Consider the following 12,257-nt stretch of genomic DNA (forward strand, 5'->3'; position numbering starts at 1 on the left):
ATTTTTATAGCCGGAACATCTAGCACAAAGAGGCTACACCAGCATTCATCAAAAATAGGAAAGAATTTCCATGAAACAAGAAATTAAACCTTCAAACAACGCCTTCTATCAGGAATATTTTCTTTTACGATAGATGTGTACCATCAGCCCCGTCATGGACAGTATGATTAGCGGTAATCCGACATTCAGGGCTTGCCATTTGACCTTTTCAGACTTTATTTTCGCCCGGTCCAACAGATAGCTTTTCACTTCTCTGCTCCGCAGCGCAATGATCGAAGGATCATCTGTAAGATAGTCAACCATATTCATCAAAAGAGTCTTGTTCCCAAACTGCTGTTGGCTGAACCGGTCAAAACCCAGTGGAAAGGGCGATTGATCCTGCGTACTGACCTGATTTTTTAAAATATCACCATCAGAGAGCACGATCATTTTAGCGGGTAAAGCCACTTCCCCCGAAATATTTCCCTTCACGCCCTCCGGGACCGCCCTGTTCTCAAAGACCTGCGGAAAAATTCCCTCCAACGCAATACCCGTGATAAGAGGCTCTCCCCTGAACTGCTCCGGATCGGGCTCCTGCTCCACCTGCTGCAGGGATATTAACGCAGGAACCTGGAGCACCCTGCTGAATGGAGATGAGCTTAGCAACACCTCTTTCCTCACTCCCCTGAGAGGTAGCGTATCAATCGTACCGGCAAATTCAGATCGCACAGCCTCAATATTCTTCACAACCGGATGCTGGCTTACCGAAACAAACAGCGGATAATACATCCAGGGAACCATTTGCATCTGCGCCTGCCCCCCGCTGCTTCCTCCAACCTTCAGCGGAATCTGAGCACAGTTCATATCCGCCAGCAAATTGTAATTCAACTTCAGTCCATACCGGAAAAGCATATCATCCAGATTCAGCGACTTAACAAACGCCAGCTGCGTCCCTTGTCCTCTGAGACTGTCAAGCTCCGCATTTACCTGATCTATCGCCCACAAAACACTTCCGCCACGACCAATAAAATAATCGAGCTTAAACTTCTCGGCCTCTGTAAAAGCCGTCTGTGGCTTAGGAATGATTAATAAAGAAAGCTTTTCGATTCCCTGCAGACTGATATCCCGTAGGTCAACTCTTCCCACCTGGAAGGCATTTTGCAGCGAACCCATCGCATCTGCCAATTGCAGATCGCTTAGTTCGCCATGTCCTTCTGTAAAACCAATATTTTGCCGGCCGTTCTTTTTCAACTTTCGGATAGCACTTGTAAAAGCATATTCAAGATTCTGTATCGAATTATTCAATACATCTTCGGGCGACGCTCCCATCCGCGACTGCAAAAAGTTGACAGCTATTTCCCTTCCCTGGTAACGTATCAGGGCAGACGGAAAAATAATCTTTTGCGAAAACCCTTCTTCTGTCTTCACACTTAAATTCGTCGCCATTAAACCACGGGCGCTAAGGTCCTGCATCAAGCTGCTCTTTTGCTGTTCGCCTCCTTCCGTCGGGTTAACGAACGCATAATTCAGCTTCCTGCCCGAAAATGAACGATAATCGATCATCAGATCGTTGATAGCATTCCGCAACCGCTTGAATCCCGCCGGAAAATCACCCTCCAGATAGACCAACACCTGCATTTGATCATCAAGATGATCGAGCTCATATTTGGTAACATCAGAAAGCGTAAACCGCTTGTCGGAGGTAAGATCCAGACGTACGAAATATCGCGAAGAGACAAGGGATAAAACCAGGACAACAGCGATCAGCCCAAATAGACTGACTATATCTTTCTGACGCCTCTTTACCACTTCCTGCCTCCCAAAACCGTCTTAGTCAACATCAAAAAAAAGGCGCTAAAACATACAAAATAGAGTACATCCCTGGAGTCGACCACGCCCCTGCCCAATGACTGATAATGCTCACTGATTCCGAGTGAGCTTACAAAGGCATCTACGGCTTGCATGGAAATTAACCTACTCAACGAATCGAATCCACTGAAAGAAAAAAAACAAAGAAACACAGCCAGTGAAAAAGAAACAATCTGATTTTTACTCACTGAAGATGCAAAAATCCCTATTGACACGAAAGAAGCGCCCAAAAGGACAAGCGCAATGTAAGACCCTGCTATAGCACCAGAGTCCACCTCGCCAGACGGCACACTGAGCGTCCTCACGGTAAAATAATAAATGATCGTAAGCAGGAGCGTAAAAACAATTACACCCAGAGACGCCAGAAATTTCCCGCTGATGATCTCGGCATCACTTAATGGACGGGTGGCAAGAAGCTCAAAAGTCCCATCTTTTCTCTCCTCTGCTAAAGAGCGCATGGTAATGGCAGGGATCAAAAACATAAAAAGATAAGGGACAAGGGCAAACAGGCTATCCAGCGTCGCGTAGCCATTATCGAGGATCCCGGAGTCTGGAAAAACCCAAAGAAATAAACCCGTCATCACAAGAAACACACCTATAGCGATATAGGCAACAAGGGAACTAAAAAAAGCTGAAAACTCTTTTATGAATACAGCAAGCATCGTTTAGAATTGGTAGCCCACTTTAAGAGCCAGCTGCTCGATATTTCCTCCGTCGCGAGACCACGATTCATACCTCACACCCATATTCACAGAGCTACGCTCCGTAACAGGATAAGATATTCCGGCCCCCGGCGCAAAAATGAATGCAGTTCCCGCACCTTGCTGTACACCTACGCTGGTGCCAATTTCGGCCTGGCCGTAAATCATCCTTGAAAAGTAGTATTTGGCACCGACCTTCATGGGTATATATGTCCGCGTTTCAGAATCTTTTCTGTAAAAAGAGGTAACCCCGGCGCTACCCGTTGCATACAGAGCCCTGGTTACAGGAATATCCAGTCCGCCCGCTCCTCCAAAACCTACATCAAACAGATCACCATAATCACCGCCAGGAAACGAAACCTCCAGATCGAGATTAACACGCGGCCTCACAGGATACGGAGTATTCGAAGTTTGCTGGGCAGTTGAAACCTGAGCTATAAATCCAAACAACAAGCCAATGACTAATCTTTTCATATCTGTAGTACAAAGTAAATCAATCTTATCTGAAACGCAGACAAAATTTAAAATTGAAGCATCAGCAATCACCTCTTTTTCACAAAGTCAGATCCAAGGATCTTATCCCAGATCTTAGAACTCACGCCATAACCTTTTGTCGGATCAGAGTAGTGATGGAGCATATGGTGCTTCTTTAATTTCAACCAGAAAGGGCTTTTAAAGTTCGCATGGTGAAGCGCATAATGCGACATATCATAAATCAGATATCCCAGCAGAAAGCCTGCAAAAAAAGAAAACATCGCCTGGTTCGGTATCACCAGGGCAAATAAATAGTACAGAATCAAGGCCATGGGTATGCTCGCTGAAGGCGGCATTACCAGTCTTTTGCGATCATTCGGGTAGTCATGATGCACACCGTGAAAAATAAAGTGTAGTCGTTGCCCTAGTGCCGATCTGGGATGAAAATGAAACACAAAACGATGCAGCACATATTCAGTAAGCGTCCAGACGAACAGCCCAATGATAAACCACCATGTAAAAGAAGACAATGGCAGTCTTTTCGCATCAAAAGACTGCCATGAAAGGATCGCGATAGCGGGAACATAAATCAATAATGGTACATAAAAATGGACTTTCGAAGCACTCTCCAAAAATCCATTTTTAAACATCCGGACAGATTCCGGCGAGTTAGATACAAAATTCTTTTTCATGAAACTCCATTCGCTGTGAATACAAATTCAGGCAAAATTAAAAGCTAAGCCCAAATCATTAAAGACCGGGACTATCATGCAAAAACAATGATGCCAATTATCTGGATTGTCCCGGAAGATAAATATTAAAGCCGAGTGTCAGACCAAGCCCAGACATTCCCGAATCGGCCCCGACGTCTGACTTGTTATAGGTATAACCAAGTGCAGCCTCCAACGCAACAGTACGACTCACAAAGTGTGCGTAACCGCCGCTGATACCGATAAGGAGAGAAACCGGTTCGTCACTATCATTATCTTTCATATGGCTACCACCTATTCCTACAGTACCTTCAGCAAACCATCTGCTCGTTGGCGTTGCGCCTTCCGGAAAATAATATCTTACCAATGGTGCCACACCGTACTCAAACGTAGATCCACCATCATAAGCAGTTAGCCCCAACTTCACCTGCGCACCCACAGCAATATTATCTGTGATAAAGTAAGCCGCTCTCGGCTCCACGCTAATATTAAATGTTTCGGTATCAAAATTATAATTAGTTGATCCGAGGCCCGCACCTATCATCCAGTTCCCTTGAGAAATTGCTGCTTCCTGAGAGGCTGATGACGTTTGAGGTGTCGTAATTTGCGCGGTCGCCAAACTGGTAACCAATGCTAAGGCGATAGATAGAAATAGATTTTTCATAGTGTAGTTATTTAGTGAATAATATAGATGTCACACTACTAACACAACTACTCCTGAATTGTTGACGTTTTTAAGCGCCCTGTGCAATGATTTTAAGAAATATATCCTCTAACTTAAGTCCTGAGTAACGCGCTAACAAGTCAGATAGAATGGAATCGCAGACGATCCTGCCCTCATGAATGATAACCGCACGATCACATAAGACCTCAGCCTCCTGCATAATATGTGTCGAGAAAATAATGGTCTTTTCCTTTCCCAGTTCACGTATCAAAGCACGGAGCCCAACGAGCTGTGCCGGATCCAACCCCGATGTAGGTTCATCCAATATCAGCACTGCAGGATCATGGATCAAAGCCTGCGCGATTCCCAACCGCTGGCGGTAACCTTTAGACAGCTGTCCCACCTTCTTATTTTGTTCCCGCCCCAGTCCAACCATCCCGATAATCTCCCCTATCCGGCTTTGCCTGGGTTCAACCTTATGAATGCGGGCAATAAAGCCCAGCGACTCCTTCACATACATATCCAGATAAAGGGGATTATGCTCCGGAAGATATCCCAGGCTGCGACGCACTTCCGTCCCCTGCGTAGTTACATCAAACCCGTTAACCTCCGCAATTCCGGAAGTCTGCCGCAGGAAACAGGAAAGTATCTTCATCGTCGTGGACTTACCGGCGCCATTGGGCCCCAGAAACCCCAGGATCTCTCCTTTGTTCGCCGAAAATGAAATACTATCTATCGCCTTCTGCTCACCATAAACCTTCGTGAGATCCTTAACTACAATACTCATATATATTTAGGAAAATCATATACCGTCGGCACGAGATCCACGGATATCCCGCTAATTTAGTAAACCCGGCGGGTTTTGCGGCTAAACAAACATTTCGGTCCGTATATGAAAATCGTATAAATAAATTAAGTTTGTAGCATCATGAGTAAAAATAACGACGAGATCTTTAAAAATGTGATCTCCCATGCCAAAGAATATGGCTTCGTATTTCAATCCAGCGAAATTTATGATGGCTTAAGTGCTGTTTACGATTATGGGCAACTGGGCGCTGAGTTAAAAAACAATATTAAAACATACTGGTGGAAAGCCATGGTGCAGATGCACGAAAACATTGTAGGCATCGACGCCGCAATTTTCATGCATCCAAAAGTATGGAAGGCAAGCGGACACGTGGATGGCTTTAACGATCCGATGATCGACAACAAAGACTCCAAAAAACGTTACCGCGCCGATCAGCTTTTAGAAGACAAAATTGCCCGTTATGAAAAAGACGGCAAACAAGATAAAGCCGATCAGCTGCAGGCTGATATGGACGCCGCACTAAAATCAGAAAACCTGAGCGAGCTGCGCGACCTGATCATCAGCCATGAAATCGCTTGTCCGGTTTCAGGAACCCGCAACTGGACAGAAGTACGCCAGTTCAATCTGATGTTCAGCACTCAGTTTGGCGCTATGGCCGAAGGAAGTGAAGAAGTATACCTTCGTCCGGAGACGGCTCAGGGAATATTTGTAAACTTCCTGAACGTGCAGAAGTCAGGCCGCATGAAAATTCCTTTCGGCATCGCACAGATCGGAAAAGCATTCCGTAATGAAGTAATTGCCCGTCAGTTCATCATGCGCATGCGTGAGTTTGAACAGATGGAAATGCAATTCTTCGTACGTCCGGGAGAAGATAAAAAATGGTTCGACTACTGGAAAACAGCTCGACTGAAATGGCACCAGGCACTGGGCACTTCACCCGAGAAGTACCGTTTCCACGACCATACCAAGCTGGCGCATTACGCCAACGCAGCTACCGACATTGAATTTGAATTCCCGTTTGGATTCAAAGAAGTGGAGGGTATCCATAGCCGTACTGATTTCGACCTGACCCAACACCAGGAGTTCTCAGGCAAAAAGATGCAGTACTTCGATAATGACCTGAACGAAGAAGGCAAACCGTACGGAAACTATGTTCCCTACGTGATTGAAACCTCCATCGGTCTTGACCGTATGTTCCTGCTGACCATGATCAACGCGTTTGAAGAACAAGATATCAGCACAGAAGAGAAAAAAGACAGCCGTACACTTCTAAGACTTCACCCTGCCCTTGCGCCGGTCAAAGCGGCTATCTTCCCGCTAACAAAGAAAGACGGCTTGCCTGAGAAAGCCAGGGAAATCATGAACCTGCTTAAGCTGGAGCATAATGTGACCTACGAAGAAAAAGACGCCATCGGAAAACGCTACCGTCGGCAGGATGCCATCGGTACTCCTTTCTGCATCACCGTAGACCACCAGTCTCTGGAAGACAACACCGTAACGATCCGTCACCGCGACTCTATGGAGCAAGAGCGGGTTCCGGCTGATCAACTCGAAAGGATTATCGGAGAGCGCGTAAGCTGGAGAAACCTGCTTTCGTAACCAATACGAAGCACATTTTGATGGGCCTGTGACGATTGTACCAGGCCCATTTTATTATCCACAAATGCAGGTTTATGCGTTATCTATCTAAAACCGGCATCACATTGCTATATTCATCTTAATTACGTAGCTTAGTATATACAGTCAATTACTTATACCGAAGAATAGATCAATTCACGACATGGCAAAAATCAACTTACTCTTATTCGCCTTAAGCCTCTTTCTAAATTTCAATTCAGGGTCATTTGCACAAACTAAGACCCTCAAAGCGAAAGAAGCTAAAAACATCATCACCGGCGCAGACCAAACCGAAAAATACCTCCCCTACCTGAAAGGTAAGAGAATAGCTATGGTGGCCAACCAAACATCCATCATCGGCAACAAACTCAGTGTCGACAGCCTTCTAAGCCACGGCATAGAGATTGTTAAGGTCTTCGGACCAGAACACGGTTTCAGGGGAAATGCCAGTAATGGAGATCATGTTGATGACGAAGTAGACGCAAAAACCGGCATTCCCATCTTTTCGTTATACGGAAAAGCCAGGAAGCCTTCAAAAGAACAATTGAAAGATGTCGACCTGGTAATTTTTGACATTCAGGACGTCGGCTGCAGGTTCTACACCAACCTCAATACATTGGAAGACGTTATGGAAGCCTGCGCAGAGAACGGCAAAGAGCTGATGATTTTTGACCGCCCGAATCCAAACGGATATTTCATTGATGGGCCGATTCTCGAAGATAAATTCAAATCAGGTATCGGGCAGCATAAGATCCCTATCACCCATGCCATGACTATCGGGGAGTTCGCCCTGATGCTCAACGGCGAAGGATATATGGACAAATACCCAAAGTGCAAGCTCAACATCATCAAGGTGGCAAACTACAACCATAGCATGCCTTATAATCTTCCGGTAAATCCTTCCCCTAATCTTAACACACAGCAATCCATTCTCCTCTATCCTTCCATGTGCTTATTTGAGGGCACTATGATCAACTACGGACGAGGAACATACATGCCCTTCACTGTTCTCGGCGCACCTGAATTAAAAGGGAAGTACACGTTCTCATTCAAACCCGTTGGCATAAAAGGCATGAGTGAAAATCCACTGTATAAAGACACTGTTTGCTACGGAATAGATCTCAGAAACTACGATACCAACATCCTTCGGGAGACGGGACAAATCAACCTGTCCTGGCTAATCGAAATGTACAATGCTTTCCCTGACAAGGAGAAATTTTTCGATCACACCCTCCATCCTGCAGTTGGCAGCTTCGACTTCAGATCTGGCAATGCGAGTCTGAGAGAAGATATTATTGCCGGGAAATCAGAAACAGAGATTCGTAAAAGATGGGAACCTGGCCTGAAAGCATTTAAACAGATGAGGAAAAAATACCTGCTATACGCAGACAAATAATGATGACTTGCCTCAGCATACATTATTGCTGAGAACACCTATAAAAAGGGCCGCCATCTTTCGATGTCGGCTCTTTTGCATTCCACATTTATCTCCGGGAACAATCACAGCGATATAGCCGTATATCAGGGTGACGACACGATTTTGCTTTCCGGAGCGCCGAGATACGAAGGTTTCAACCCTCCCAGATCCAGCATGATTTTCTGAAATACGATTCCAGGCTCAAGAGGTCGAATCCGAATGGTATGCAAACCGGCAGCTCCAATATCGTGGCTGGTACTCGACTCGATAATCCTCCTCGCCTGCCAGCGTCCCAGCTCCCCCCTGTAATGACCGTTAATATTGACAATCTGTTCCTTGCCTCCGTTCACCGAAACAGCATAACGCAGGCCCTTGTTCGCATTGTAGTTTAAAGTCGGCGACGTTAGCACCACAAGTTTTGCTTTTCCTGCCGTCTTAACATCCATTTCATACTCAACATAAACACTCTCATCCGGCACTTCCGTCACGGGCATCGTGGTTAATCCTGAAAGTGTCTTTCCCAGATCAGGTATCACGGTCCACGTCACCTTTTTACTATTGCTTGAAGTCTTAAAATTTTCAGCTTCAATAGATACGACGCCATCTTCCTCGGCGAATATCTTCTTAGCCGGCTTCTTAGCCGCTACGTATTCCACCTTTGGCATAATACTTTTTGGCGGGTTATTCCAGCTCCTATAGCCAATGCGAACCTGATCCATCATATGAGGCCATTTCCCATTGGCAATATCCTTGTTATAATGAACGGTTAAAACAGAGTCCTGACGGAAATGCTCTTTCGCTTTATCCGCCCAAAAGTTCGCCTGCTCATCTCCTTTTGCCGCAAAAACCTTATTTTTTGCCACAGCATAGTACATTTCATAAACATTGGAGCAAGCATTGATCGGGAAAACCACGAGCTGATCAAAAGCATCTTTGTACTCGTTAGGTATCAGATAATATAAACGCATGGCATCAATCACCAGATTACGATAATCGTTCACCACCGTTTCAAACTCATTGTAATTTGCGAGGCTGAACGTTTTATCATCCAGGAGTTCAGGAGTGACCCTATTGTTATATTTTGTATACAAATTGATCAACCTGGCAGCTTCTTTAGCATATTGATCACCGAATTGCTGGGCACTCCATTCTTCGGTATGCTGCAGAAGATTATTGGCATTAAAACGGTTTGGATTCCAGGCCATATCCAGGAAAAAGGATATAGGGTATTCCATTGGTTTCAGATCCCCGACATTGACTACCCAGATACGGTCAACTCCATATTGATAGGTCAGGTTCATTTGCTCCCACACGCGTTGTACCTGACTAACGTTCACCCATTTGGAATTCCTTGGCGCACCAACATAGTCGAAATGATAATACATTCCATAACCACCCTTCCGCTTCTTAGCATTCAACTCAGGCAACTTCCTCACGTTACCCCAATTATCATCACAAAACAGGAGCGTTACATCGTCCGGAACGCGCATGCCTGAGTCGTAGTAGTCCTGTACCTCTTTGTATAAGGCCCACACCTGAGGAGTCATTTCCGCTTTCTTTCCGGTCACTTCTTCTATAACCTGCCGCTGATCTTTGACGATCTTTTCCAACAAGCCTTTGTTCTGATCCTCACTCATCGGTTCATCACCATCCCCTCTCATCGCAATGGTAATCAGGCTCTCCCAGTTCTTTGCCCGTTCCATTCCCCCTTTCCAGAACTCCCTGAGTCCGGAAGCGTTACTGCTATAATCCCATGCACCCCCATTGCCGTGACGCTTCCATTCCTGCTGAGCCCTCGCCATCGGCTCGTGGTGAGAGGTTCCCATCACGATGCCGAGGTCGTCGGCAAGCTGACCGTTCAGCGGATCATCATCATAGAAAGCGTTCCCCCACATAGCAGGCCAGAGGAAATTTCCTTTGAGTCTTAAGATGAGTTCGAATACCTTTTCGTAAAATTTGCTATTATAACCTCCAAAGGTAGCTTTACTCCAGCCGCTTAAGGCCGGTGCTTCATCATTAAGAAATATTCCTCTGTATTTTACCGCTGGTTCCCCCTGCGTGTATTTTCCGGGCTTAACATAGAGTTCGGTATGCTTCTTAACAGGTACATCCGCCCAATAATACCATGGAGAAACACCCATCTGAGTGGAAAGCTCGTAAGTTCCATATATGGTTCCTCTCTTGTCGCTGCCGATAATAAGAAGTGCGGCTTCCGTATCCGGTGTTGGATTCTTTACAACTTCAATGATGAATTTCTCATTTTTTCCTGCCAGATCCTTTCTGGCTACCTTCCCCTCCTTAATCAATCGGTCAACAATAGCCGATTTGCCCATCGTGCCGATGATAATCTTATACTTACCGGCCGTCTGCTGAGGAACATTGCCCGTGACCCTTTTAAAGTCTTCCCGAAGATTATCTACAGCATGGTGTACACCTTTGAAGTCGAGATCATCCACTACGATAGGAATGGGGACACCGGCTTCCGTAAGCGGAAAATAATTTCCCTGATCTTTGAAATAAACGAAATTGGAATTTTCCCGATCACCTCCGACCGCAACCAAATGGGCTAGAAGAAACAGGATTGAGAGTAAAAATTTGCAGTTCAAAACGTTCAAAATTAAATGGTCTAAATTGGCTATAAAACCCTTTTTATACGCTGCTGCTGATGAGCTTCAGACGGCAGAGTTGTTCATATTAGTTTACGGTATGCAAAAACGGGTTTATTTGATTATTAGGCTGCCTGTTAATGATATATTCATAGAACAAATGTTAACTGAGAGGCTTTTTTTCTTCTTCGAATGCAATAACGAGTCGGCTCGCTCTGGCTGATTGCTTAGCTAAGGGTACCATCACCCGTTCCGCCCCCCTAACCAGATTAGCTCTATCAGTTATCTGGTCATAGCTTATCTGCTCGCCCAGAAAACGTCGGGTAATTCATGACATCTAGGTCTTACGCTATTTCAAGTAAATCACCAAGCCGAGGATTATGGCAATAACGGTCAGGATAATTCAAAACACTTGGAACGGTTACTGAATTTGCCCTCCCCTTCATGACCCTTCCCTGACCCTAACTATTTGACATCCAAATTTATTTCCTTATATTTGTATTGTTAACCGCTACACACACAACCTAATTCATCTGCTTATAGAAAGAAAACCTTACTTTTAAACAACGGGGGAAATTTATGAAGAACAGGATTTTAAGAGGGGCAACTTACATCATTTTAGCACTAAGCATTCCAGCAATCGGATGGGGTTTAAAGTCAGACACTGACATCAGCAACCATCCCGAAATCAAGAAAGAAATCAGTCAATCTGCCGTAAAAGAAGAGAAGGTAATCTCTGCTGCCAGTCTATTCGACCAGTATATCTCTGGTGTTTATACCGCTGCCGGCCTTGCTGACGCATCTCTTGACTATGCTGTCTTTGCGAAAGCTATCACAGGGTATTACAACCTGAAAGATGCAGGCCGCCTATCTAAGGCCAAACAGATACTTTCGATCGTAGACTTTAATAAGCCTAGTTCCGAAAAAAGAATGTGGATTATTGACCTGAACGCCAGAAAGTTACTTTTCAACACCCTTGTCGCTCACGGGAAGGGAAGCGGCGATAATTACGCCACCAGCTTTTCTAACATTTCTGAGTCAAACCAAAGCAGCCTGGGTTTCTACGTAACCGCTAATACCTACCACGGTAAACATGGTTTGTCACTGAAGATAAACGGCATGGACGGTGCGTACAATTCAAACGCTTTGAACCGTGCGGTAGTTATCCACGGCGCATCTTATGTAAGTCATGACTTTGTGAAGCAGCATGGCCGTTTAGGACGCAGTTTAGGTTGCCCGGCTTTACCGCAGGAACTGACCCCTGCGATTATTAACACCATCAAGAACCAGACGACCTTATTCATTAATGGCCCTGCCAAAGTAGAATATGCGTCAGACTATCTGAACCTGGAATCTGCATTGAATAAATTTATATCCGCCGACCAGCAGATTCTGGCCGCGGGTGCTTAAGA

Annotated in this window: 10 protein-coding genes; 3 read left to right on the forward strand and 7 right to left on the reverse strand. The window is 45.3% G+C overall.

Features of this window, described 5'->3' with window-relative positions:
* Window positions 1–108: 108 nt before the first annotated feature.
* The 6 genes from gldG to ACKI5J_RS16060 all read right to left on the reverse strand — a co-directional run bounded on the left by gldG (window position 109) and on the right by ACKI5J_RS16060 (window position 5,184).
* Window positions 109–1,788 carry a gliding motility-associated ABC transporter substrate-binding protein GldG gene (gene gldG, locus ACKI5J_RS16035; protein WP_407430498.1) on the reverse strand — a complete coding sequence of 560 codons (1,680 nt, stop codon included), beginning with the start codon at window positions 1,786–1,788 and terminating at the stop codon, window positions 109–111.
* Window positions 1,782–2,510, reverse strand: coding sequence for a gliding motility-associated ABC transporter permease subunit GldF (gene gldF, locus ACKI5J_RS16040; RefSeq protein ID WP_407430499.1), 729 nt, complete (start codon window positions 2,508–2,510; stop codon window positions 1,782–1,784). Before gldF ends, gldG begins: the two co-directional genes overlap by 7 nt.
* 3 nt (window positions 2,511–2,513) lie before the next feature.
* On the reverse strand, window positions 2,514–3,023 hold the full coding sequence (locus ACKI5J_RS16045) for an outer membrane beta-barrel protein (protein WP_407430500.1): 510 nt from the start codon (window positions 3,021–3,023) through the stop codon (window positions 2,514–2,516).
* A gap of 68 nt (window positions 3,024–3,091) precedes the next feature.
* Window positions 3,092–3,715: a sterol desaturase family protein gene (locus tag ACKI5J_RS16050; protein ID WP_407430501.1), complete on the reverse strand. Its 624-nt coding sequence runs from the start codon at window positions 3,713–3,715 to the stop codon at window positions 3,092–3,094.
* Window positions 3,716–3,812: 97 nt separating this feature from the next.
* On the reverse strand, window positions 3,813–4,397 hold the full coding sequence (locus ACKI5J_RS16055; protein WP_407430502.1) for a hypothetical protein: 585 nt from the start codon (window positions 4,395–4,397) through the stop codon (window positions 3,813–3,815).
* A gap of 70 nt (window positions 4,398–4,467) precedes the next feature.
* Window positions 4,468–5,184, reverse strand: a complete 717-nt coding sequence (locus ACKI5J_RS16060; RefSeq protein WP_407430503.1) for an ATP-binding cassette domain-containing protein — start codon at window positions 5,182–5,184, stop codon at window positions 4,468–4,470.
* Window positions 5,185–5,325: 141 nt separating this feature from the next.
* On the opposite strand from ACKI5J_RS16060, the gene ACKI5J_RS16065 reads away from it, so the two are divergent.
* Window positions 5,326–6,804, forward strand: coding sequence for a glycine--tRNA ligase (locus tag ACKI5J_RS16065; protein ID WP_407430504.1), 1,479 nt, complete (start codon window positions 5,326–5,328; stop codon window positions 6,802–6,804).
* A gap of 181 nt (window positions 6,805–6,985) precedes the next feature.
* Window positions 6,986–8,218 carry an exo-beta-N-acetylmuramidase NamZ domain-containing protein gene (locus ACKI5J_RS16070; protein WP_407430505.1) on the forward strand — a complete coding sequence of 411 codons (1,233 nt, stop codon included), beginning with the start codon at window positions 6,986–6,988 and terminating at the stop codon, window positions 8,216–8,218.
* A gap of 125 nt (window positions 8,219–8,343) precedes the next feature.
* On the opposite strand, the gene ACKI5J_RS16075 is transcribed toward ACKI5J_RS16070, so the two are convergent.
* Window positions 8,344–10,845 carry a glycosyl hydrolase 115 family protein gene (locus tag ACKI5J_RS16075; protein WP_407430506.1) on the reverse strand — a complete coding sequence of 834 codons (2,502 nt, stop codon included), beginning with the start codon at window positions 10,843–10,845 and terminating at the stop codon, window positions 8,344–8,346.
* 579 nt (window positions 10,846–11,424) lie between these two features.
* On the opposite strand from ACKI5J_RS16075, the gene ACKI5J_RS16080 reads away from it, so the two are divergent.
* Window positions 11,425–12,255: a murein L,D-transpeptidase catalytic domain family protein gene (locus ACKI5J_RS16080; RefSeq protein ID WP_407430507.1), complete on the forward strand. Its 831-nt coding sequence runs from the start codon at window positions 11,425–11,427 to the stop codon at window positions 12,253–12,255.
* The last annotated feature ends 2 nt before the right edge of the window (window positions 12,256–12,257 follow it).

Source organism: Arcticibacter sp., assembly GCF_045629565.1.
Taxonomy (GTDB): Bacteria; Bacteroidota; Bacteroidia; order Sphingobacteriales; family Sphingobacteriaceae; genus Arcticibacter.